The organism is Dyella terrae, from assembly GCF_022394535.1.
Lineage (GTDB): Bacteria > Pseudomonadota > Gammaproteobacteria > Xanthomonadales > Rhodanobacteraceae > Dyella.
The window spans coordinates 5,305,660-5,326,694 of the sequence record NZ_CP089414.1 but is presented as its reverse complement, the minus strand read 5'-3'; the positions used below and the strand labels follow the sequence as shown (position 1 = coordinate 5,326,694).

23 protein-coding genes, 1 tRNA gene, 1 other RNA gene and 1 pseudogene are annotated in these 21,035 nt (G+C 63.9%); 8 read left to right on the top strand and 18 right to left on the bottom strand.

The genetic code is table 11. From position 1 onward, the window contains the following. Positions 1-306: 306 nt before the first annotated feature. The 3 genes from DYST_RS23760 to DYST_RS23750 all read right to left on the bottom strand — a co-directional run bounded on the left by DYST_RS23760 (position 307) and on the right by DYST_RS23750 (position 2,123). Positions 307-1,281 carry a beta-ketoacyl-ACP synthase III gene (locus tag DYST_RS23760; protein ID WP_102304196.1) on the bottom strand — a complete coding sequence of 325 codons (975 nt, stop codon included), beginning with the start codon at positions 1,279-1,281 and terminating at the stop codon, positions 307-309. 149 nt (positions 1,282-1,430) lie between these two features. Next, positions 1,431-1,625 (bottom strand): 50S ribosomal protein L32, encoded by a 195-nt coding sequence (gene rpmF / locus DYST_RS23755; RefSeq protein ID WP_019466219.1) that lies wholly within the window; start codon positions 1,623-1,625, stop codon positions 1,431-1,433. 18 nt (positions 1,626-1,643) lie between these two features. After that, positions 1,644-2,123 carry a YceD family protein gene (locus tag DYST_RS23750; RefSeq protein ID WP_239949011.1) on the bottom strand — a complete coding sequence of 160 codons (480 nt, stop codon included), beginning with the start codon at positions 2,121-2,123 and terminating at the stop codon, positions 1,644-1,646. Positions 2,124-2,296: 173 nt separating this feature from the next. Here DYST_RS23750 and DYST_RS23745 point away from each other — a divergent pair, with 173 nt between their 5' ends. Both DYST_RS23745 and DYST_RS23740 read left to right on the top strand, forming a co-directional pair. Then, complete coding sequence (locus DYST_RS23745; RefSeq protein WP_239949009.1) at positions 2,297-2,752, top strand: hypothetical protein; 456 nt, start codon at positions 2,297-2,299, stop codon at positions 2,750-2,752. Beyond that, complete coding sequence (locus DYST_RS23740) at positions 2,749-3,333, top strand: Maf family protein (protein ID WP_239949007.1); 585 nt, start codon at positions 2,749-2,751, stop codon at positions 3,331-3,333. Before DYST_RS23745 ends, DYST_RS23740 begins: the two co-directional genes overlap by 4 nt. A gap of 6 nt (positions 3,334-3,339) precedes the next feature. Here DYST_RS23740 and DYST_RS23735 read toward each other — a convergent pair whose 3' ends face one another. Continuing rightward, positions 3,340-4,932 carry an ArnT family glycosyltransferase gene (locus tag DYST_RS23735; RefSeq protein ID WP_239949005.1) on the bottom strand — a complete coding sequence of 531 codons (1,593 nt, stop codon included), beginning with the start codon at positions 4,930-4,932 and terminating at the stop codon, positions 3,340-3,342. A 41-nt stretch (positions 4,933-4,973) separates the two neighbouring features. On the opposite strand from DYST_RS23735, the gene DYST_RS23730 reads away from it, so the two are divergent. From DYST_RS23730 to DYST_RS23715, 4 genes are read left to right on the top strand one after another with little or no spacing between them, the layout of a single operon-like run. After that, positions 4,974-5,915, top strand: coding sequence for an AAA family ATPase (locus DYST_RS23730; protein WP_239949003.1), 942 nt, complete (start codon positions 4,974-4,976; stop codon positions 5,913-5,915). Then, entirely contained in the window at positions 5,915-6,871 is a 957-nt protein-coding gene (locus tag DYST_RS23725) for a DUF58 domain-containing protein (protein ID WP_239949001.1), read from the top strand. The genes DYST_RS23730 and DYST_RS23725 overlap by 1 nt, the downstream gene beginning before the upstream one ends. Continuing rightward, positions 6,868-8,841, top strand: a complete 1,974-nt coding sequence (locus tag DYST_RS23720; RefSeq protein ID WP_343214845.1) for a transglutaminase TgpA family protein — start codon at positions 6,868-6,870, stop codon at positions 8,839-8,841. Before DYST_RS23725 ends, DYST_RS23720 begins: the two co-directional genes overlap by 4 nt. A gap of 50 nt (positions 8,842-8,891) precedes the next feature. Further along, positions 8,892-9,491, top strand: coding sequence for a Slp family lipoprotein (locus DYST_RS23715; RefSeq protein WP_102304204.1), 600 nt, complete (start codon positions 8,892-8,894; stop codon positions 9,489-9,491). 63 nt (positions 9,492-9,554) lie between these two features. On the opposite strand, the gene DYST_RS23710 is transcribed toward DYST_RS23715, so the two are convergent. The 10 genes and pseudogenes from DYST_RS23710 to DYST_RS23665 form a co-directional block, all read right to left on the bottom strand. Continuing rightward, complete coding sequence (locus DYST_RS23710; RefSeq protein ID WP_239948999.1) at positions 9,555-9,899, bottom strand: histidine triad nucleotide-binding protein; 345 nt, start codon at positions 9,897-9,899, stop codon at positions 9,555-9,557. A 17-nt stretch (positions 9,900-9,916) separates the two neighbouring features. Further along, on the bottom strand, positions 9,917-10,324 hold the full coding sequence (locus DYST_RS23705; RefSeq protein WP_239948997.1) for a GNAT family N-acetyltransferase: 408 nt from the start codon (positions 10,322-10,324) through the stop codon (positions 9,917-9,919). Positions 10,325-10,328: 4 nt separating this feature from the next. Further along, entirely contained in the window at positions 10,329-10,922 is a 594-nt protein-coding gene (gene recR / locus DYST_RS23700) for a recombination mediator RecR (RefSeq protein WP_239948996.1), read from the bottom strand. 145 nt (positions 10,923-11,067) lie between these two features. Then, complete coding sequence (locus DYST_RS23695) at positions 11,068-11,391, bottom strand: YbaB/EbfC family nucleoid-associated protein (RefSeq protein ID WP_239948987.1); 324 nt, start codon at positions 11,389-11,391, stop codon at positions 11,068-11,070. Between the two features lie 19 nt (positions 11,392-11,410). Beyond that, a complete protein-coding gene (gene dnaX / locus DYST_RS23690; protein ID WP_239948985.1) occupies positions 11,411-13,093 on the bottom strand; it encodes a DNA polymerase III subunit gamma/tau in 1,683 nt (560 codons plus the stop codon). Between the two features lie 100 nt (positions 13,094-13,193). After that, an RNA gene (gene ffs / locus DYST_RS23685) (signal recognition particle sRNA small type) lies at positions 13,194-13,290 on the bottom strand. 60 nt (positions 13,291-13,350) lie between these two features. After that, positions 13,351-13,443, bottom strand: a tRNA-Ser gene (locus DYST_RS23680). 100 nt (positions 13,444-13,543) lie between these two features. Then, positions 13,544-14,047, bottom strand: coding sequence for a DinB family protein (locus tag DYST_RS23675; RefSeq protein WP_239948983.1), 504 nt, complete (start codon positions 14,045-14,047; stop codon positions 13,544-13,546). A gap of 27 nt (positions 14,048-14,074) precedes the next feature. Further along, positions 14,075-14,834 (bottom strand): annotated as a pseudogene (locus DYST_RS23670) (MBL fold metallo-hydrolase). After that, positions 14,831-15,562 (bottom strand): 3-deoxy-D-manno-octulosonic acid kinase, encoded by a 732-nt coding sequence (locus tag DYST_RS23665; protein ID WP_239952192.1) that lies wholly within the window; start codon positions 15,560-15,562, stop codon positions 14,831-14,833. Before DYST_RS23665 ends, DYST_RS23670 begins: the two are co-directional and overlap by 4 nt. Before the next feature lie 93 nt (positions 15,563-15,655). Between DYST_RS23665 and DYST_RS23660 the strand changes: the two genes are divergently transcribed. Further along, complete coding sequence (locus tag DYST_RS23660; protein WP_239948981.1) at positions 15,656-16,699, top strand: glycosyltransferase family 9 protein; 1,044 nt, start codon at positions 15,656-15,658, stop codon at positions 16,697-16,699. 49 nt (positions 16,700-16,748) lie between these two features. Here DYST_RS23660 and DYST_RS23655 read toward each other — a convergent pair whose 3' ends face one another. After that, complete coding sequence (locus tag DYST_RS23655; protein ID WP_239948974.1) at positions 16,749-17,147, bottom strand: DUF6165 family protein; 399 nt, start codon at positions 17,145-17,147, stop codon at positions 16,749-16,751. A 160-nt stretch (positions 17,148-17,307) separates the two neighbouring features. On the opposite strand from DYST_RS23655, the gene DYST_RS23650 reads away from it, so the two are divergent. Then, a complete protein-coding gene (locus DYST_RS23650) occupies positions 17,308-17,775 on the top strand; it encodes a glycine zipper 2TM domain-containing protein (protein WP_158241382.1) in 468 nt (155 codons plus the stop codon). Between the two features lie 61 nt (positions 17,776-17,836). Here DYST_RS23650 and lpxK read toward each other — a convergent pair whose 3' ends face one another. The 3 genes from lpxK to DYST_RS23635 are packed head-to-tail and all read right to left on the bottom strand — an operon-like array spanning position 17,837 to position 21,033. Next, positions 17,837-18,817, bottom strand: a complete 981-nt coding sequence (gene lpxK / locus DYST_RS23645; protein WP_239948972.1) for a tetraacyldisaccharide 4'-kinase — start codon at positions 18,815-18,817, stop codon at positions 17,837-17,839. Between the two features lie 9 nt (positions 18,818-18,826). Beyond that, a complete protein-coding gene (msbA, locus tag DYST_RS23640) occupies positions 18,827-20,605 on the bottom strand; it encodes a lipid A export permease/ATP-binding protein MsbA (protein ID WP_239948971.1) in 1,779 nt (592 codons plus the stop codon). Beyond that, complete coding sequence (locus DYST_RS23635) at positions 20,602-21,033, bottom strand: ExbD/TolR family protein (RefSeq protein WP_102304226.1); 432 nt, start codon at positions 21,031-21,033, stop codon at positions 20,602-20,604. Before DYST_RS23635 ends, msbA begins: the two co-directional genes overlap by 4 nt. Positions 21,034-21,035 lie beyond the last annotated feature (2 nt).

Below are 21,035 nucleotides of genomic sequence, written 5' to 3'. Positions count from 1 at the left end.
GCTCCGATACGGGGTCGCATCGGGCTGTCAGGCTTGCGGGCACCCCATTTTCAATCGTCATTCCGGCGTACCCCGCAAAAGGGGGCAAGCCCCACAACAGGGAGCAAGCCTCGCAAAAGGGACCAAGGGCCGGAGGGGCTTCACAACAGCGAAGCCATCCAGCCACGGTAAGGCACGGCCATCACGACAACTCAGCGGCACGACCACTGAATTCCGGCCCACGCCCCTTACTCGGGTGCGCCGGAATGACGAGCAAAAAAATGCCGCCTTGTATGGCGGCATTTCTCAACATGCGTTGCTCTGAGATCAGTAACGCAGCAGCGCCGACGCCCAGGTAAAGCCGCCACCGAAGGCTTCCAGCAGCAGATTCTGGCCGCGCTGCACCTTGCCCGTACGAACGGCGTAATCCAGTGCCAGCGGCACCGAACCGGACGAGGTGTTGGCATGCTCCTGTACGGTCACGATGACCTGCTCCATCGGCATATTCAGGCGCTTCGCCGTCGCCTCAATGATGCGCAGGTTCGCTTGGTGCGGAATCAGCCAGTCGATCTGCGAGGCCTCCATACCAGCTGCCTGCAGCGTCTCGTCAACCAGCGAGTCCAGCGTCTTCACCGCAACCTTGAACACTTCACGACCGGCCATGTTGATGCGCACGCCGTGATTCGGCTCGTCCGTGAAACCCGCCGACACGCCAACCGGGTTGTACAACAAGTGCTTGAAGCCGCCATCAGCGTGCAACAGCGTGGCGTAGATGCCCGGCTCTTCCGAGGCCTCCAGCACCACTGCGCCCGCGCCGTCGCCGAACAACACGCAGGTCTCGCGCTCGCTCCAATCGACCATGCGGGTCAGCGTTTCCGCACCGATCACCAGCACCTTTTTGGACTGGCCGCTGCGGATGAACTTATCGGCGATGCCCAAGGCATAGACGAAGCCCGAGCAAGCCGCATTGACGTCGAATGCCGCGCAGCCGTTGGCGCCCAGGCGATGCTGAACCAGGCAAGCGGTGGACGGGAAAATGATGTCCGGCGTGGTCGTGCCCAGCACGATCAGGTCAAGCTCGGATGCCTTGACGCCGGCGGCCTCAAGGGCGCGCTCCGCGGCTTCGGTGGCGAGATCGCCGGTGGTCTGGCCATCAGCGGCAATGTGACGGCGCTGAATGCCGGTACGGGAGCGAATCCATTCGTCACTGGTCTCGACGATCTTCTCGAGATCGGCGTTGGTCACCACTCGCTCGGGCAGCGCGCTGCCGGTGCCAGTGATGCGGGCATAGATCTGGGCCATTAACTTTCCATGCGACGGGTTGGGACGGAATAGCCCTATAAAAGGCCTGAACCGGCTTCCAAACCGCCAACGTTACGTGGGTGATCGCACAAACGCAAAGCGGCGCGAAATCGCGCCGCCATGCGAAACCGTATCCCTTGCGGGAACGATCAATCCTCTTCGACCACCGAGGTATTGGTGTCGATGACTTTCTTACCGCGGTAGTAGCCATCCTTGGTGACGTGATGGCGCAGGTGCACCTCGCCACTGGTCGGATCGGTGGCCAGCTGCACGGTCTTCAGCGCATCGTGCGAACGACGCATGCCGCGGGTGGACGGGGTCTTGCGGCTCTTGGCAACGGCCATGGCGAGTCTCCAGCTAAATCAATGTTTCTTGAGTTCGCGCAAAACCGCGAACGGGTTATCGGGACGCCCCTCACTGGAGGATTCCTCCGGCTCGGGACCTACTACTTCTTCAGGCAGCGTGCTGTCCGGATTAATCGGTATCAGCGGCAAAGCCAACAACAATTCGTCTTCGATGACGTCCAGCAAACCCAGCTTGGCGTCGTCAGCGACCAGCAACGGCTCGACATCCGGCGGCAGGGCCGCTTCTTCGCGCTCGGAGCGGATCAACCCGAGTCGGCTATTGACCGTCACAGGCAGTACAAACGGCTCCAAGGAGCGCTGGCAAGTCAGCGTGAGCGGAACCTGGACACGGACATCGAGGTACGCCGTACCAAACTCGTCCCGACCAAAATCCAGCTCGTATTGCGCCATCCCTTCCATAACGGCCAGGGCACCGCCCAGCCGCTTCATAGCGGCCACGGGCAATTCCCCTTGGAACGAACGCCGCGCCGAGACCATGCGCCAAGCGTCCACGGACTCTGGCAGTGTCACGGACATAGACATGAAATCATAGGATTACAACGTGTTGAAGTCAACGGGTTAGCAACGCTGCGACCACCCTGGGCCGCCATTTTGCCTGAACGACCTCGGTACGGCAGACTTTGGCCATTCTTTTTGCGAGCCCGCCCTCCGTGAATGCCTACCTGATCCTTGGCCTTACCGCCTTGGCAGTCCTTGCGGCGGCCCTGGTCGGCGCAACTGTCGCCTACCGGCGACGCGTCGATCGCCGGGCCACCAGCCTGCACCAACTACTGGAACTGGCCGACAAGCTGGAGGGCGACCTCAAGACCTGCCGAGCCGGGCTCCAGCAGGCTTATGCGGTGATGTCACTCAATCCGGACCTCCCCGCCAGCAGCGAGCAGGAGGCCCGGCACGCGATCGATGCAGGCCTGCGCTCTCTGTTGCTGCAGCGCATATGGATCCGCGACAAGGCGCCACGGGCAGCCCAAAAGGAACTGGATGAGGCGGTCTCGTCCATGAATGATACACGGGACCGCCTCCGCCCGTTGCTGGCAGCCTTGGACCGCGCCCAGCACGATCTGGACAGCGCCATGCGCGAGCACCTGCGACGGGAACACGACGCATGAGCCTCCCTATCCTGGTCCTGGGCTCTACCTCGCGCTACCGAGCCGAGCTGCTTCGCCGTGTCTACGGCGACTTCGAACAGCGGGCGCCGGGCACCGACGAAACCCCGCTTCCCCACGAAACACCAAGCGATCGCGCCCTGCGTCTGGCCATTGCAAAGGCCCGCGCAGCGGCCGAGGGCCTGGATGACGCCCTAGTTATCGGCTCTGATCAAGTCGCCGAACTGGCCGGCACAGTGCTCGACAAGCCTGGAACGCGGGAGCGTGCCCATGCGCAGTTGACTGCAAGCTCCGGTCGCGAAGTGCACTTCCATACGGCGCTGTGCTTGCATGACACCCGCACCGGGCAGGATCGCGTGCACGTCGACCATACCGTGGTCATGTTCCGCAGCCTGAGCACAGAGGAGATCGACCGCTACATCGAAAAGGAACAGCCACTGGATTGCGCCGGCAGCTTCAAGTGCGAAGGTTTGGGCATCGCTCTGTTCGAGCGGATCAACAACGAGGATCCTTCTGCGCTGATCGGCCTACCGCTGATCGCACTCACCCGGATGTTGCGCGAAGCAGGCATCGCCCTGCCCTGATCCACCTCAACGCGCAGCTTCCGCTTCCGCAGCGCGGCGCCAGACCAGGCAATCATCGCTCCCGTCCGTAAACGGCGCGACCTTGGGCACTTGCCCTGCATAGAACGCAATGCGCCGACGGCCGTCGAACAGGTCCAGCCGTGCCGATGGCGTGACGGCGTCAATGCGACTGCATAGCGAGCCAAGCCAGTTCCTGCGTTCATGCACGCGCAACGCTTTTTCGTCCACGACGAGCAACATCGGCTCGCCGGCATGCTGTTCACGCAGCGCAGCCTCGTCACGCTGCCAGATGACCAGTTGCGGCGCACGGCCGTGTTTGACGTTGAGCGGACTGTCCAGCGCATAGACCGGCACACTGCCATCCAATTGAAAATCGATCTCGGCGGCGAGCATGAAATTGTCCGCCACGAGTACGCTGGGATGCTCGATGAGCAACCGCCGCGCCATGTCGCCGCTCTCACGCCAGCCGACGAAGCGCGCGGGAAATGCTTTGAAACCGGCGAGCACACGTGCACCGCCGTCACTGGCAGCCAGCCCCAGGTACGCGAGGCCAAGCCCTTGGCCTGCCACGGCGAGCACGAAAGCAGCCACTAACCAGCGATGGCGCCAAGGCTTTCGCTCTCGCACCAACACTGGAAGTGCTGCCAGCAGCGGTAGATATCCTGGCAAAGGCCAGTGCGCGCGAAACCGCAGATCGTCCGCGAACAAACCAAGGACGAAGTAGCCAACAATGAAACTGCCGGAGACGATGGCGATCAGATCCCACGGCTGCCCCTGCTCGCGGCGGCACCAACTGCGCCACGCTGCCCAGAGCAACAGCACATACAGCAAGGGCGTGCACGCCGCGGCCTGCTCCAACGGCTGCACCAGCGCATCGGCGTGAAAACGCCACGGATTGCGGTCTACTACCTGGAACAGGACGCCTGCACCATGTTGCTGCCAGTTGGAAACCACCAGCGGGATCAAGCCCAGTGCCGCCACGCCCAAGGCCAGCCACAGACCAGGACGACGCCATTGCTTGCGTCCCCGCTTGGCCAACAGGCAAAACAACAGCCCTGCAAGCATGACCATCGCGGCGCGATAGTGGGTCAGCCAGCACACAGCCAACGCCAGGCCAAGCAACAGCCAGTCGACGACACGCTCGCGATCCAGCGCCCGCATCAGCGCCACCAGCGCGCCCATGATCGCTACGGTGAGTGGCACGTCGGGCAAGGCCAACACGCCCAAGCTGCCTCCCAGCGGCAGGGCAAGGCAAAGCAGCGCTGCCTGCCAACCCGTGCGCTCGTCGAACGCGTCGCGGGCAAAACTGCGGACCAGCCATGGCAAAGCGCTGCCGACCAAAAGAAAAGGCCAGCGCATACCGAGCACGCTGTGACCCGCCACGCTTTCGCCCAGCCGGATCAGCAGCGCTGTCAGGGGCGGCAGGTCGCTGTAGCCCCAAGCGAGATGGCGGCTTTCCTGCCAATAGAATGCTTCGTCACCAAATGGCGACAGGCTGGCGGCAAGCATCAGCTTGGCGACGCCAAGTAGCGCGAAGACGATCACGAAGATGGCTCGCCAGCGCCAAAGACCCGCGGCTACACTGCGTGGGTCACGCATGCGCCCCGCCTTGCCCCGCCCCTCGCCGATGCCACATGCCCATGTCCGCCATCACTCCGCTGCACGATGAATCGCTACGCACGCGCCTGGAAGCCGCCATGGCCCAGGTCAATCGCGTGTTGTTGGGCAAACCACGCCAGGTCAAATTGGCCTTTGCCTGCCTACTGGCAGGTGGTCACCTTCTGCTGGAGGACGTACCAGGCGTTGGCAAGACCACACTGGCACACGCCTTGGCCGCCAGCTTCGCACTGGATTTCCAGCGCGTGCAATTCACCAGCGACCTGCTGCCCTCGGACATTATCGGCGTCAGCGTCTACGAGCGCGAGACGGGGCAGTTCCGCTTTCATCCCGGCCCGATCTTCACTGGCCTGCTGCTCGCCGACGAGATCAACCGCGCCACGCCCAAAACACAGAGCGCCCTGCTCGAGTCCATGGCGGAGGGTCAGGTGACGGTGGACGGTCAGACGCACATGCTGTCGCAACCGTTCTTTGTCGTCGCCACGCAGAATCCGCTGGATCTCGCTGGCACGTTCCCCCTGCCCGATTCGCAGCTCGATCGTTTCATGCTGCGCGTCTCGCTCGACTACCCCGATGCTGCCGCCGAACGTGCGCTACTCACGGGCAGTGATCGACGCGACCTGCTTGCCCAACTCACGCCGCAACTGGATGCAGCCGGACTGGCGGAACTATCGCGCAAAGCGCAGTCCGTCACCGCCAGTTCCGCGCTGCTCGACTACCTGCAGGCCCTGCTGGCGGCAAGCCGTCGCCACGCGGACGTGCGCGTGGGCTTGTCACCGCGCGCAGGCCTGGCCTTGCTCAGCGCCGCGCGTGCTTGGGCGCTGCTGAGCGGCCGCCAACACGTATTGCCGGAAGACATCCAGGCACTCTTTGTCCCCCTGGCCGCGCATCGTCTGGTCACCACGCGCGGCGCGAGCGGCGACAGTCTCGCCCGCAGTCTGCTCGCCGACGTCGCGGTGGATTGATGCAAGAAGCGCTTCGCCGCTTCCGGCACTGGGCGGAACGGCGCCTGCCGGCGCTCACACGCTACCGGCGCCCGGAAAGTCTTCCGATCCTGTTGCACCAGCGCCGCATCTACATCGTACCCACGGCCTTCGGCGGCGCATTCACCGTGCTGCTGATGGTCATGCTGACGGGTGCGCTCAATTACTCCAACAATGCCGCCTTGATGCTGACCTGCATGCTCGGCGCCGCCGCATCAGCGAGCATGTTGGTCGCGTTCCGCAGCCTCAACGGATTGCGCTTGACCAACGTGCGGCACGGACACGCGATTGCCGGCGAGCCCATGGTGCTGCAACTGGTCTTCGTTGGCGGAGATCACGCACACGCGTCCATCCATGTCGAAATGGATGGTCAAATCGAAGCCTTTGCCGTGGCCGCGCAGGGTGAGGTTGTCGTCTCGATGAACCTGCCTACCGAACATCGTGGCTGGCAGCCATTGCCGCGCATCAAGCTCTGGAGCAACTGGCCGCTGGGCCTTTTCCATGCGTGGAGCTGGATCCACCCAGACCAATCCGTCCTGGTGTGGCCGCACCCCGAGACGGGCGGACCACCCCCTGCCATGCCCGCCCAGGGCGGCAAGCAGCAACGGCTGCACCATGGCGAGGACATCGCTGCCTTGCGCGCGTACCGCGTAGGCGACCCCCAGCGTCACATCGCCTGGAAACACAGCGCACGCCACGAGAGCCTGCTTGTGAAGGACTTCGAACAACCCGAAGCCCAAGAGGAATGGCTGCTCGACTGGCGGCAACTCTCGCAGTTGGTTCCCGAGATGCGCATCGAACGGCTGGCGCGCTGGCTAGGCGAAGCCGAGGCGGTTGGTCGCCCAACCAGCCTGTGGCTGCCCAGCGAAGACATCAGCCTCGGCCACGGCCGTAGTCACTATGCGCATTGCATGAATGCGCTGGCGCGCCTACCGTGATTCGCTGGCCGTTGTTTCGGCGCAAACCCCAGCCGTCGCTTGAGCAGCGCCCTTTCGACCTGCTCTGCATCACCATCGCCGTGGTGCTCGGCGTGCATGCGCCGCACATTCCCTGGTGGCTGACGCTGCCCCTGGCGGCCACGCTATGGCTGCGTTGGCGGCAACGTCACCAGCGGGTGGGTCACGCGCCGTCCTATCTCAAGCTTCCACTGGTCGCGCTACTGGTGGGCGCCGTGGTGTTTCACTACGACACTTTGTTCGGGCGTGAACCCGGGGCCGCGCTGGTCGCTGGCCTCATGGTGCTGAAGCTGCTGGAAACGGAAACAGCAAGAGACGCCCGCGTCGGTACCGCATTCGCTTGCTTCGCCCTGATGTCTGCTCTGTTGTTCGACCAGAGTCTGGTGGCGACTTTGCTGGTAGCGCTCGGCCTCTTGCCTGCCATCGCTACGCTGCGTGCACTTGAGCCTGCTCACCTCAAATCCACCACGCTGCCACGCGATTTGCTGCCCGCGCTGGGCCTTCTGGGCGCGTCCTTGCCGCTAGCGCTGGTCGCATTCCTCTTCTTGCCGCGCCTGAGCTCCCCGCTGTGGGGCGCCCCCAATGCCGCGCAGTCACGACCAGGCCTGAGTCCAGATATGTCACCTGGCAATTTAGGGGAGGTGTTGCTGGATGACAGCCCAGCCATGCGCGTGACTTTCGAAGGCACGCCGCCGCCCAACGAGCAGCGTTACTTCCGCGCCTACGTGTTGGGAAACTACGACGGCCGCACCTGGCGCTCTTTGCCACGCACAGGTACAGCCGCCGCCGAGCAACACGGCCCGGTCATCCACTACACGATTAGTCTCGAAGCGACGGGTCAGCGTGTATTGCCTGCGCTGGACATCCCTGTCGAGGCGACAGCCAACGCAAAGCTCGGACCGGACCGGGAACTGCGCTCCGATCAGCCGGTGAATGACCCCATCACCTATCGGCTCGGCTCGGCCCCCGGCTATCACCTGCAAACGCAGCTAAGCGATCTCGATCGAAGCAACGCCCTGCAATTGCCGGCAGGGTTCGATCCGCGCGCCCACGCGCTCGGCGCACGCTGGCGAGCGCAGTACGGCAGCAACGACACGGCCATCATCCAGGCCGCCATGGGCCTGTTCCACGACGGCGGCTTCAGCTACACGCTGGCCCCAGCCCCGTTAGGCACTAACGCCGTCGATGACTTCCTGTTCGGCACGCATGAAGGGTTTTGCGAGCACTATGCATCGTCTTTCACCGTGCTCATGCGTGCCGCAGGCATTCCAGCGCGAGTGGTGACCGGCTACCAGGGCGGGTACTGGAACACCATAGGCAACTATCTGCTCGTACGCCAGGCCGACGCCCATGCATGGAGCGAAGTCTGGCTACCCCAGCGCGGCTGGGTCCGGCTGGATCCCACCGCTGCCGTGCGCCCCACGCGCATCAGTCAAGGCTCCGCGGCAGCCAATGCCGCGACAGCTGACTGGTCGCCCAATCATTGGTGGCTGGGATGGCGCAATCGGTGGGATATCGTCAACCAGTGGTGGAACCAAGGCGTTATCGGTTTCAACTCGCTTCGGCAACACGGGCTGCTGACGCCGTTCGGAGTGCGCGACCCCAGCGTGGGCATGTTGGGGTTAGTGCTCGCTATCGGTGGCTCGCTGCTTGCGATGCTTGGCCTGTGGTGGGCGCTGTGGAAGCGCCCCGACACGGATCAGGCGCGCGCGGCGATGCAGTTGCTGGAGAAGCGGCTGGCTGCGGCAGGCGTAGCCCGCCGACGCAGCGAAGGACCGCAGCATTACCTCAGCCGCGCCGCGCGGGCCCTCCCCAACCAGCGCGCCGAGCTCGAGCAATTGATGAGGACATATCTAGAACTGCGCTATGCACACGATGAACCGCCCGCTGACCTGCTAAAAAACTTTCGACTGGCCACGCGGGACTTTCGGCCGCGTCGCGTGTTCAAATGACAGTGAACCGTGGATGCATCACATCCACCAAAACGATGGAGAAAAGCGTCATGTCCATGTACAAGCCGTTGATTCTCGCGACCGCAGTGGCCACGCTGGCGGCCTGCGCAACGGTGCCGCAACCGCTGCAGGGCACGTACACCCAGGTCACGTCCGTTTCCGCACAGCAAGAAAGCAACGGAGCAAGCGGCGCCCAAATCCGCTGGGGCGGCCAGATCATCAAGACTGAGCCGGGCCCGCAGGAAACCTGCTTCTACGTGCTCCAGCGTCCGCTGGATGACCAGGCCCGTCCCAAAGAAGGGAGCAGCGACAGCGAAACGCAGGGCCGCTTCGTCGCCTGCCGCGCTGGCTTCTACGACCCGGAAGTATTCACCCGTGGTCGCGACATCACGGTTGTTGGTGTCATCCAGGGCAACGTGTCGGAGAAGATCGGCGATTACAACTACGCCTATCCGCGCGTGGAAGCCAACGTCGTGTATCTGTGGCCCAAGCGCGTCGCCGTGAATTACGGACCCGGTTGGTACGACCCATACTGGGGCCCGTATTGGGGTCCAGGCTGGGGACCGTGGGGCCCGTGGGGTGGCTGGGGTGCCTGGGGTGGTTATTACCCCACCCGAGTGATCGTCCGCCCGCCGCCCTCGCGCCGCTAACTAGGTATAAAGAAAACGCCGGCGAAAGCCGGCGTTTTTTATCGCGTTCGTGTCGTTCGATGCTCAGCCGGGCGGCCAATGCATCTGACGACCGGCCAACAGGTGCAGGTGCAGGTGAAATACCGTTTGCCCGCCGTGTTCGTTGCAATTGATCACCGTGCGATAGCCCTGATCCGCCAGACCCTCGCGTCGCGCATAGGCAGCCGCCGCAAGCTGCAACCTGCCGAGCAACTCCGCATCGGCGGCGGTCGCACCGTCGAGCGTGGCGATGGGCTTCTTCGGAACGAACAGCACGTGCACCGGCGCTTGCGGATTGAGGTCACGGAAAGCCAGCACGTCATCGTCTTCGTAAACGATGTCGGCGGGGATTTCCCGTCGGATGATCTTGCCGAAGATGGTGTCGCCCATGACTGATTCCTTAGCCGTTATGTCAGACGCAGCAGCATACCGTGTGCGCCCGGCGCCACGAGTTTGAACCCGAACTTTGCATAGAGCGCGTGAGCCGTGCCATCGGCGATGAGCGCGATCATGGTGCGTGCAGGCGCACGCGCATGCACGTCGTCCATCAAGGCTTGCATGATGCGCCGACCAAGCCCCTTGCCTTGCCACGTCGGCGCCACCGCGATATCCACCACGAACAGGAACAGGCCGCCATCACCCACCACGCGTCCCATGCCGATCAACGCATCGCCAAGGCGTACGCAAACGGCGCTCCAACTTGCAGGAAGGCCCATCGCTGCGCCTTGCTCCGACATCACACTCAGGCCCGCCGCCGCGCGTAGGCTGCGGTATTCCTCGTTGCCGGGAATCTCGAAGGTGAGAATCGGTTCCATCACGTCAGTCCACGGACTGCCGACTACCGAAAGCGTGCGCCAACGTGCCGCGATCGACGTATTCCAGCTCGCCCCCCAGGGGCACGCCATGCGCCAATCGCGTTGGGCGTACGCTGGCCGCACGCGCGAGTTGCGCGAGATAGTGTGCCGTCGCTTCGCCTTCCACGGTGGGATTGGTGGCGATGATCATTTCCTCGATCTCGCCTTCGTCCAGCCGCTCGACCAACTGATCGAGACCGAGTTCTTCGGGCCCCAATCCATCCAGCGGCGACAGCCGCCCCAATAAGACGAAATACTGGCCGCGATATCCGGTGGCCTGCTCGATGGCCGCCAGATCCGTCGGCGACTCCACCACGCACAACAGGTGGCGGTCGCGGCTGCTGCCAGAGCACAACGCGCATACCGGCGCTTCACTGAAATTGCGGCAACGCGAGCAATTGCCGATCTCACGCATAGCCTGCTCCAGCACCAGCGCCAAGCGCTGCCCGCGCTCGCGGTCGCGTTCGAGCAGATGGAAGGCCATGCGCTGCGCGCTCTTGCCACCCACGCCGGGCAGGCAACGCAATGCTTCGATGAGATCGGTAAGGAGCTTGCTCATGAATCGAATATCACTTTAGGAGCGCACCCTGCGCGCGACCGGGGAGATGCATCGTTACTTTCGTTAGCGGCTTTCGCCTCTGTACCGCGATGGCATCTCCGCTCCATGGGAGACCGCCCACAAAGCGCGCTCCTGCGGAAGCGCTTCAGAACGGCATCTTGAAGCCGGGCGGAAGATTCATGCCGGAGGTCACGCCGCCAAGCTTGTTCTTGCTGACGTCAGCCACTTTGTTGACCGCGTCGTTCACCGCGGCGGCGACCAGATCCTCTGCCATCTCCGGGTCATCGGCGAAGAGCTTGCGATCGATCTGCACGCGGCGCACTTCGTGTGCCCCCGTCATGACAACGGTGACGAGGCCGCCGCCGGCGCTGCCGGTGACTTCCAGCTTGGCGATCTCTTCCTGCGCACGCTTCATTTCTTCCTGCATGCGCTGGGCCTGCTGCATCAGCTGACCGATCTGTCCTCTCATGGCATAACTCCGCTATCTATCAGTTTTCAAACGGTTTGATCGACTGAGGCACGACACGCGCCCCGAATTCGCGCTTGAGCGATTGCACCAGTGGATCTTCCTCGATGGCCTGCTCGGCCGCCGACTGCGCAGCTTCGCGCGCATTGGCGGCACGTGCTGCCGGGGTTTCACCCACCGCGCCGCGCTCTTCGACAAAACGCAGCTTCACGCGCTCACCCAGTGCCTGACTGATGCGTTCTTCCATCTGGCTGGTCATGGGCTCGACCGCCAGATGCATGTGCATGGGCTGCAGGACCAGTACCAACGTCTGCCCTTCGCGATCGCGCAGCGCGGCATTCTGGGCGAGCTGGCCCAGCGGGCCTCTCAGGTTGGCCTGCTCGATCAGGCTGTCCCAATGCGGCAGACCGCGCGCGTCCGTCGCAATCGGCGCACGCGGAGCGGGCGCGGCAGCCGGCGGCGCTGCCGGTGCGGGAGCCGCGCGCACGGGTGATGGTTCCGCCACGCTGGCCATATGCATGCGCTCGTTGGCCACCGGTGCCGAAGCGCGTGGCGCCTGCGCCGGCGCGCGTGGCGCGGTGCTGGCCGCCGGACGCTCCACCTGCGAACCACCGCCTTCGGCGGGGCGAAACGCGAGCATGCGCAACATGGCCATTTCAAAGCCGGTGCGAGCATCCGGCGCGAGTGCTAGATCGCGGCGGCCCGTAGTAGCGATCTGGTAGTACAGCTGCACGTCTTCCGGCACCAGTTGCCCGGCGAGCGCTACCAATGTCTCGCCGTCACTGTCGTCCTGCTCCGGCCGATAGCCCGGCACGAGCTGGGTCAGCTGAATGCGATGGAGCACGCTGCCCAGGTCGTCCAGTACGCCGCCGAAATCAGGCGAGAAGGATGCAATGCGCGTGCACTCCGCCATGAGTGCTTCGCCGCTACCCTCCGTCAGCGCCTGCAGGAGGCCCAACACCTGCCCGCGAGCGACGCTGCCCAGCATGGCGCGCACGTCATCCACGCGTAGCGAGCCACCACCGTAGGCGATGGCCTGGTCCAGTAGCGATAAGCCGTCACGCAGCGAACCATCCGCACCACGCGCCAGCTCGGCGATGGCAGCGTCTTCGTAGGGGATATTTTCCGCACCAAGGATGTGCCGCATCTGCCCGGATATCTGCTCCGGCAGCAGGCGCTTCAGGTTGAACTTCAGGCAGCGCGACAGCACCGTCACCGGCAGCTTTTGCGGATCGGTGGTAGCGAGCAGGAACTTCACGTGCGGCGGCGGCTCTTCCAGCGTCTTCAGCAACGCATTGAAGGCCGGCTTGGAGAGCATGTGCACCTCGTCGACCAGGTACACCTTGAAGCGACCTCGGGCGGGCGCGTACTGCGCGTTTTCGATCACCTCGCGCACATCGTCCACGCCGGTGTTGCTGGCGGCGTCGATCTCAAGCAGGTCAACGAAACGACCCGCGTCCACCGCGGTGCAGACGGCGCATTCACCGCAGGGATCGGCCGATTCGCCTCGCTCGCAGTTCAGCGACTTGGCGAAGATGCGCGCAATCGTGGTCTTGCCTACGCCGCGCGTACCGGTGAATAGGTAGGCGTGGTGCATGCGGCCCGTGTCGAGCGCATTGGTGAGCGCGCGCACGACGTGCTCCTGCCCGACGAGTTCAGCGAACTTGCGAGGGCGCCATTTGCGCGCGAGTACCTGATAGGACATTCCGGTATACCTTGGGGCAAGTACCGATTGTGCCAAGTCGACCGTGGCAAGTCAGTAACGCCTGCAGCAGTTGCCGATCGGACCCCTGAAAAGGCGGCGGCCCTGCCAGCCACACCCCGGCACCCGAATCATTCGCTACCGTTGCTCCCTTCCGGGCCTGGCGGAATTTACGAACTATCGTCGCGGGGGGACCGACAGGGCCACCATAGAGACGTGCATTTTGCGTCGGCTCAAGGCCGGCGCCCGGTTTCACTCACTGGCGGAGAGGGCGGGATTCGAACCCGCGATACGGGGATAAGCCGTATACACACTTTCCAGGCGTGCTCCTTCAACCACTCGGACACCTCTCCGCAATGGTGAAACCGCTCGCCAGGGACTCACGTCCCGGCAAAGAGGCGAAAGGATAGCGGGATGGGCCCGTTCACACAAGATAGCGCGGGGCGGCCCGGCTCACTCCTGCGGCACGTCCCGCAGGAACACGGGGAGGTCCGTTGCCGGCGGCTTGGCCGGCACCTGGTAGAACATGTCCGCCACGAAACCCCGGTGGTAAGTGGCGTGGTTGACCACGTGCAGGATCATCTCCTCGCGAGTCATCCGCCCTTCCCCGCCACCGATGAACTGGAACGCGACCACCTCGGCGGCCTGTGCTGGCGTGAGCGTCGAGGCATAGTCCTGGTACCACGCATTCATGGCCTGCTGTCTCGCCCACAATTCATCGAGCGGCAGCGGCTCGGGCGTGTTGCGACTGGTGTGGCCGTGGGCTCGCCCTTGCAGGTGCGCCTGAAAAATGTCGTCGACGACCCAGCTGTGGCTGAGCGTACGCAGCATGTTGCCGAAGACCGTGGCACGCGGAGCGGTCGATGCACCCTCGGGCAGCGCGGCGACGGCCGCGTAGGTCAGCTGGTCGGCCCAGTCCCGGTAACGCAACAGTTTCTGGAGATAAGGCGTGGACATGGTGTTCGGAATCCGTGGTGAAAGACGTCAACCGGCATCGGGGCGAGGCAGCGCCGGTTCCGGGAGCGTCAAGCGCTCGCCCGGACGAGCAACGGCATAGCCGCGCGACGCCAATGCCTGCCCGTCGGCTTCGCTGCCGTAGTGATACAGGCGCAAGCGGGACCGCCACGATTCCGGATACTCACGCTCGATATCGTCGATGCCGGTGTGCGAGGGATTTCCCACCAACCCGCAATCATGGGCGATGAATTCGGCACCAGCCGCCACTCGCGCAAGCACCTCGGGAATCGGACGTGTGTCGCCGGTATAGGCAAAACTGCCCGCCAAGGCCACGCCGTAGGACGTGCCGGCCATATGGTGCCGCGTACCGAACACGTCGAACCACAAGCCATCCAGCCAGAATCCCCGCGTGCAAGGCACCAAGCGGAAGGCTTCCCGAAAATTGACGCCACCCTCGGCCAGAACATTGGGGTAATCCGCCACGCGTGCCTGCAGCCACGGCATCAACCCGGCATGCACGAACACTTTGGTGCGCCCGCGCCATGCGTCGTCGAACCACAGCCGGAAGAACAACCGCTCCATCCCCCCCGATGTGATCCATGTGGGTGTGCGTGATGTATAGCGCGTGCGGGGGCTCACCGTAGGCGGCGATGTAGCGGTCCAGCGTATCGGGGCCGCAATCAATCAGCAGTAGCGGCTTGCCGTCCCGCTCCAGTACAACGGCCGAGGAGCCCAGTTCCACGGCATGCGCCGCGCCGACACCCAGGAAATGCAGGGACCAGTTCATGCTCTCAGGGTACGCTCATAGCGATAAACCAAGGGTTTCCACAGCTGCTCCTCGAACACCGCCTCACCCTGTGAGGCCGCGCCCAGCTTCACCAGCGAACGGCGCAAGCGCTGCAGGTTGGCCTGTTGCCAGCTGTCGGCGGGTTCGCGTTGGCGACCGCGGTCGAAATCGATCAAGTAAAGCTCGTCGTCGGTCACCAGCACATTATGGGCGTTGAGATCGGCATGCCAGATGCCTGCGCGATGGAACCGCGCGACCAACGCCCCCACCAGCTCTGCCATTTCGCCGTCCAGCCGTCCCGACGCCAGGCACTCGGCCAACGTTTGGGCATGGGTGATGCGACGGGTAATGAGGTCGGCCGAGTAGAGCAATCCATGCCGGCGATAGCGGCAGGCGACGGGCGGCGCGCTTGGCAACCCGAGCGCAGCGATGCGCGCAAGCAGGCGGAACTCCATGAAGCTGCGGGTGTGATCGGCACCGTTCCAGAGGTAGCGATCGCCCATCAGCTTCGCCACCATCCCGCCGCGCCGGTAATGACGCAGCACGCATTCGCCGGCCGACGTGTCGATGATGGCGACACCACCACGACCGCCGGATTGCTGGCGTAACGCACCCCGTTCGCGCCACGCCTCCGGCTCGAACCAGTCATCCTCGACTTGTGGTGACACCGTGGCGTCGAACAGAATCGCCCCTGTGGCGCCTTCGCGAATTCGTTCCTGCATCGCCATCTGTACGTCAGACACCCGCCCTGAGGCCCAAGTGCCGTGATTCTAGCCGAGGGCCGTCCCGAATCCACGCCGCCACATCGACCAGCACCCTTCATGCCCACACCCTCCTCCATCTGCCTCCTGCGCACGTCCGCCATCGGCGACGTAACCCACGTCGTGCCACTGGTGCGAACCCTGCAGGCAGCGTGGCCCCAGGTTGAACTCACCTGGATCGTAGGCAAGCTGGAGCGCCGACTGGTCGGCGACATCCCCGGCGTCAATTTCGTCACGTTCGATAAGGGCGCCGGTTTTGCCGGCATGCGCGCGGTCGGCGATGCACTGAACGGCCAGCGCTTCGATGCCTTGCTGCAAATGCAGGTCGCCCTGCGCTCCAACCTGCTCAGCCTGTTCGTCAAAGCCCGCCAGCGCATCGGCTACGACAAGGCGCGGGCCAAGGATGGGCATGGCGTGGTGATCAATGAGCGTATCCCCGCCCGCACCGGCGAACACGTGCTGGATGCCATGGGCAGCTTCTGCGAACCGTTGGGCCTCAAGCAGACACAGGTGCGTTGGGATATTCCGATTCCCGAGGAGGCCCATACCTGGGCCGCTGAGCAGCTACCAGGCGAACAACCCACCCTGCTGGTGAGCCCGACCTCCAGCCACTCGCTGCGCAACTGGCGCCCTGAGCGCTACGCCGCGGTCATGGACCATGCCACTACGCGCGGCTGGCGTGTGGTGCTGGTGGGTGGCCCATCCTCGCTCGAACGCGGCATGGCCGATGCCGTCCTCGCCGCATGCCGCCACGCCCCCGTCGACCTCACGGGCAAGGACACGCTGAAGAAGATGATGGCCATGCTGGTGCGTGCGCCGATGCTGCTGACGCCGGATTCCGGGCCGATGCATATGGCAAACGCGGTGGGCTGCAAGGTGCTGGGCCTGCATGCCGCCAGCAATCCAAACCGTTCCGGCCCCTATTCCGACCGGCGCTGGTGCGTGGACAAGTACGATGAGGCTTCGCTTGCCTTCCTCGGCAAGTCTTCCAGCGAGATTCCGTGGGGCGCCAAGATCGAGAAGCCCGGCGTGATGGACCTGATCACGGTTGACGACGCGGTCGACCGGTTCGAGGCGTGCGCCGCCCACCTCGGCCTGGCCTGAACCTCAAAATGTAGGGAGCGCTTGCGCGCTCCCTACAGTGTCCGGCGGGTTACTTGGCGCGATAGTCCTGGTACGACTTCTCTTCGACCAGCTGCGAGCCCAGCTTGACGTTGATCTCGCGCTTCACCGCAGCGCGCTCGTCGTTCTGGAAATACACCGAGCGAGCCAGCTCGATGAACTCAGCGTCGAAGGCCTGTGCCTTTTCTTTCAGGCGGATGCGGTCTTCGATATCCCACAGCGACTCATTGACGGCGAGCAGGCGGGCACGTTCGGCGGAAATATCCGTGGTCGATGCCGGGTGGCTGGCCCAGGTCGTGTTGAGCAGATCCAGCTCGGTACGCACGTTAGCCAGCTTCGTGGCGTCGGTGATCTGCTTGGACTTGATTTCCAGGATGGTGATCTTGTCAATCAGCTCGCCGTAAGAAACCGGGACTTGGATAAGGCTCATGGGAACTCCGAAAAAGAGAAAGTTGTCCGGTGACATACCCGTCACGACGGCCAGCCGAGAAAGACCTCATGATAAGGCGTATCGCTCGATCATTCAGTCCGTCATTCAGCCTGCCCCGCTAGACTGGTGCCGCAACATTTTCCCATTGGAGAGAAAGTCCATGTTCACCCCTCGCCTCGCCGTGTTGTCGCTGGCAGCCCTGCTGGCCGCCAGTCCGTTTGCCGCCAGCGCCCAGTCCGCGCGCAACGGCGTACTGGTCCGCAACGACGGCATTTATCTCCGCTGTGACCAGTGCGGCACGGTGGAAGCCATCGACCAGAACATTACCCAGGGCAACGATCACAGCATGGCTGGCACCATCATCGGCGGCATTGCCGGCGGCGTGCTGGGCAACCAGGTTGGCAAGGGCAAGGGCAACACCCTCGCTACCGTGGCTGGTGCTGTCGGCGGCGGTTACGCCGGCAACCGCATCGGCGCCAACAGTGGTCGCCCGAATGCCAGCTATACCTTGCGCATCCGCATGGGCAACGGCGGCTACAGCAACGTGACGGTGCCGGACGCCAGCGCTATTCGCGTGGGCGACATGGTGCAGATCGACCCGCAGGGCAACATCGCCCGCATCCAGTAAGCGGCGGGCCGATGCCCAACAAAAAAGCCGACCCTCGGGTCGGCTTTTTTCGTATCCGGGATCAATGCCCGTCACGTCGTAGGCGCGTCTCGATGTCGTCGAAGAAAGCAGGTGGCAATACCGCCCGCACGGGCACCGACCACCAGTGGGGCTGCGCGAAAGCCCGGCACTTCACCGCATCTTTCTCGGTCATCAGCACAGGCCGATCATCGCCAAACGAAAGATCATCCGGCACGAACGCGTGGTGGTCGGGAAAAGCATGCTCGATCACCTGCAGTCCCTGAGAGCGCAGGCTTGCAAAGAAGCGCACGGGATGCCCGATGGCAGCCACCGCGTGTACGGTTTGTCCGGCGAACTCCGTCAGCGGCTTGGTATGTTCGTCCACCAACGCGCGCACGGTGCCACCGCGAAGCTCCATCGGCACATCGCCTGGCGCCACCACACCGCCGTTGCAGACGCGGTAACCCACCTTCTGCAGCCGCGACATCGGCTCGCGTAGCGGCCCTGCCGGCAGCAATCGGCCGTTGCCGAAACGGCGCACACCATCGATGACACAAATTTCAAGATCGCGAGCCAGCGCGTAATGCTGCAGGCCATCGTCGGCGATCACCAGGTCGCAACCCGCCTCAAGCAGCAGCTTCGCCGCCGCCGTACGATCACGCCCCACCGCCACTGGCACGCCACTGGCGCGAATAAGGCAAGGCTCGTCACCAACGCGCGAGGGGTCAGGCAGGTCACCCAGCAACAGGGGTTCCTTCTGCGTACCACCGTAGCCACGGCTTACCACGCCCGGCGTATAGCCGCGCTTGCGCAGTGCCTCGGCCAGGGCAATGGTTAGCGGCGTCTTGCCGGTGCCGCCAACGCTCAAATTGCCGATGACCACCACCGGGACCGGCAGGCGCACGCTGCGCAGCACACCCAGACGATACAGGCCGCGCCGACAACTGGTCAGCGCGCCATAGAGCCACGAGAGCGGCCCAGTCCACCACGGCGCATGCGCCGTTCCATACCATGCCGATTCGAGCCGTTCGGCCAGCGTCATGCGACGGCCTCAGTCACCGGGCTGGCTATGAAACTGCATGCGATGCAACGCGGCGTACTGCCCGCCCTGGGCCAGCAGTTCGGCATGGTTACCGCGCTCGACGACGCGACCATGATCCATCACGGCGATCTGGTCGGCGTGCTCGATAGTGGACAAGCGGTGAGCAATCACCAGCGTCGTGCGGTCGCGCATCAGGCCCTGCAGCGCCTGCTGAATCAGGCGCTCGGACTCGGTGTCGAGTGCGCTGGTTGCTTCGTCCAGCACCAGGATCGGCGCATTCTTGAGGATGGCACGCGCGATGGCGATGCGCTGCCGCTGCCCACCAGAAAGGCGGTTGCCGCCCTCGCCGATCGGACTGTGGATGCCCTCGGGCATGCCCGCGATGAACTCCATCGCGTGGGCGGCCGTGGCAGCCGCAATGATGTCCTGTTCACTGGCGCCAGCCAGTTCACCGTAGGCGATGTTCTCCGCCACCGTGCCGTCGAACAGCACCACGTTCTGCCCCACCCATGCGATCTGACGGCGCAACGAATCCAGCGTGTAGCTCTCGTAGTTCTCGCCGTCGAGCAGGATGCGTCCACTGCTGGGCTCGTTGAAGCGGGGCAGCAGGCTGACCAGACTGCTCTTGCCGCTGCCCGAACGCCCCACCAGGGCCGTCACCGTACCCGGTGCGCAATACAGGTCCACGCCTGCCAGGGCTTCGAATTCTCCCAGCGGATAGACCAGGCCCACCTTGTCGAAGCGCAGGTCGCCCTTGGTGCGTTCGAGCACCTTGGTACCGTGGTCCACTTCCGGCGGCAGGTCCATCAGGGAGAACAGGTTCTCCGCCGCCGAGATGCCTGTCTGCATGGTGGACTGCACGTTGGTAAGGCGCTTCAGCGACGACAGCATGCCGCCCATGGCCGTAAGCACGGCAATGAACACGCCCGGCGAAATATGATCAATCTGCGATGGCCGCGACGCCAGAAACACCATGCCTGCGAGCGCCACCGAAGCCACCGTCTGGATGGACGAACCGGAGACAGCGCTGGTGGCGATGATCTTCATGTTGAGGTAGCGCGCGCGATCAGACACCTGCCGGAAGCGCTCGTCGGCCTGCTTCTGCCCGCCATAGATGCGGACCTCGCGATGGGCCTTGATCATTTCGTCCACCGTACCGGTGACCGAGCCCATCATGCCCTGGATGCGCCTGCTGACCATGCGGTAGCGACGGCTCACCGCCGAGGCGATGAGCACGATGGCAGGCACGAGGATCAACAAGGCCGTCGTGAGGTACACGCTATTGTGCAGCATGACCACGATCATGCTGATGACGGTGATGCTCTCCGTCACTGCCACCTTCAGCGCATCGGTGGATGCGCCGGCGACCTGCTCGCTGGTGTAGGTGATGCGCGAGACCTGATGGCCAGAGTGCTCGCTGCCGAAGAACGACGCAGGCAGGCGCAGGTAGGCGGCGAACACGTCGCGCTGCATGGACTGCACCACGTTGCGCGCCACGTAGCCCATGCCGTAGTTGCTGATCAGGATGGCAATACCGCGCATCGTGAAAATACCGATGATCCACCACGGCATCCAGCGGATCAGGTACGGATCCTTCTGCTGCAGCAGCGTGTCCATGATCGGCTGCAGCGCGTTGGTGAAGACGGCCAACGCGCCGCCGTCCACAGCAAAGCCGACGATGGCAATCAGGATCACCGGCCAGTAACGGGCCGAGTAGCCGAGCAAGCGCTTGTAGATCTGCCGGCTATGTGCGTCCCACAGGGCGACTTTCTTCTTGCCCTCGCTCATGGACCCGTGCCCGACTGGGTCGGCGTGGTGGCGATGGACAGCTTGGTAAAGCCCAACTGGCCCAGCGCGTCCATGGCGATGACGACGTTCTGGTGCGGCGTCATCGCATCCGCGCGAATGGTGACCTGACGCTCGCGATCGTCGCCGGCGACATTGGCGATAGCCTGCTTGAGCGGCTCGACGCCCTCGCCGTGGACTTCATCGCTGCCGACGAAGAAATGGCCGTCGCGATCCACCACGATGGTGAGCGCGGGTGCCTGCATGTCGCGCTCTTCCGCGCTGGCCTTGGGCAGCGTCACCTGCAACCGCGAATGCTGGATGAAGGTGGTGGTGAGCACGAAGAACATCAGCAGGGTAAGCAGCACGTCGATCAGCGAGATCACGTTGATCTCGAAGTCGTCTTGCCGACGGTCGTTACCGATACGCATGC

Excerpts from the sequence above, each read along its gene's own strand:
- DYST_RS23760 (WP_102304196.1), bottom strand. The coding sequence starts at position 1,281 with ATGGCCCAGATCTATGCCCGCATCACTGGCACCGGCAGCGCGCTGCCC.
- rpmF (WP_019466219.1), bottom strand. The coding sequence starts at position 1,625 with ATGGCCGTTGCCAAGAGCCGCAAGACCCCGTCCACCCGCGGCATGCGT.
- DYST_RS23750 (WP_239949011.1), bottom strand. The coding sequence starts at position 2,123 with ATGGTCTCGGCGCGGCGTTCGTTCCAAGGGGAATTGCCCGTGGCCGCT.
- DYST_RS23740 (WP_239949007.1), top strand. The coding sequence starts at position 2,749 with ATGAGCCTCCCTATCCTGGTCCTGGGCTCTACCTCGCGCTACCGAGCC.
- DYST_RS23735 (WP_239949005.1), bottom strand. The coding sequence starts at position 4,932 with ATGCGTGACCCACGCAGTGTAGCCGCGGGTCTTTGGCGCTGGCGAGCC.
- DYST_RS23730 (WP_239949003.1), top strand. The coding sequence starts at position 4,974 with ATGTCCGCCATCACTCCGCTGCACGATGAATCGCTACGCACGCGCCTG.
- DYST_RS23725 (WP_239949001.1), top strand. The coding sequence starts at position 5,915 with ATGCAAGAAGCGCTTCGCCGCTTCCGGCACTGGGCGGAACGGCGCCTG.
- DYST_RS23715 (WP_102304204.1), top strand. The coding sequence starts at position 8,892 with ATGTCCATGTACAAGCCGTTGATTCTCGCGACCGCAGTGGCCACGCTG.
- DYST_RS23710 (WP_239948999.1), bottom strand. The coding sequence starts at position 9,899 with ATGGGCGACACCATCTTCGGCAAGATCATCCGACGGGAAATCCCCGCC.
- DYST_RS23705 (WP_239948997.1), bottom strand. The coding sequence starts at position 10,324 with ATGGAACCGATTCTCACCTTCGAGATTCCCGGCAACGAGGAATACCGC.
- recR (WP_239948996.1), bottom strand. The coding sequence starts at position 10,922 with ATGAGCAAGCTCCTTACCGATCTCATCGAAGCATTGCGTTGCCTGCCC.
- DYST_RS23695 (WP_239948987.1), bottom strand. The coding sequence starts at position 11,391 with ATGAGAGGACAGATCGGTCAGCTGATGCAGCAGGCCCAGCGCATGCAG.
- dnaX (WP_239948985.1), bottom strand. The coding sequence starts at position 13,093 with ATGTCCTATCAGGTACTCGCGCGCAAATGGCGCCCTCGCAAGTTCGCT.
- DYST_RS23675 (WP_239948983.1), bottom strand. The coding sequence starts at position 14,047 with ATGTCCACGCCTTATCTCCAGAAACTGTTGCGTTACCGGGACTGGGCC.
- DYST_RS23665 (WP_239952192.1), bottom strand. The coding sequence starts at position 15,562 with ATGGCGATGCAGGAACGAATTCGCGAAGGCGCCACAGGGGCGATTCTG.
- DYST_RS23660 (WP_239948981.1), top strand. The coding sequence starts at position 15,656 with ATGCCCACACCCTCCTCCATCTGCCTCCTGCGCACGTCCGCCATCGGC.
- DYST_RS23655 (WP_239948974.1), bottom strand. The coding sequence starts at position 17,147 with ATGAGCCTTATCCAAGTCCCGGTTTCTTACGGCGAGCTGATTGACAAG.
- DYST_RS23650 (WP_158241382.1), top strand. The coding sequence starts at position 17,308 with ATGTTCACCCCTCGCCTCGCCGTGTTGTCGCTGGCAGCCCTGCTGGCC.
- lpxK (WP_239948972.1), bottom strand. The coding sequence starts at position 18,817 with ATGACGCTGGCCGAACGGCTCGAATCGGCATGGTATGGAACGGCGCAT.
- msbA (WP_239948971.1), bottom strand. The coding sequence starts at position 20,605 with ATGAGCGAGGGCAAGAAGAAAGTCGCCCTGTGGGACGCACATAGCCGG.
- DYST_RS23635 (WP_102304226.1), bottom strand. The coding sequence starts at position 21,033 with ATGCGTATCGGTAACGACCGTCGGCAAGACGACTTCGAGATCAACGTG.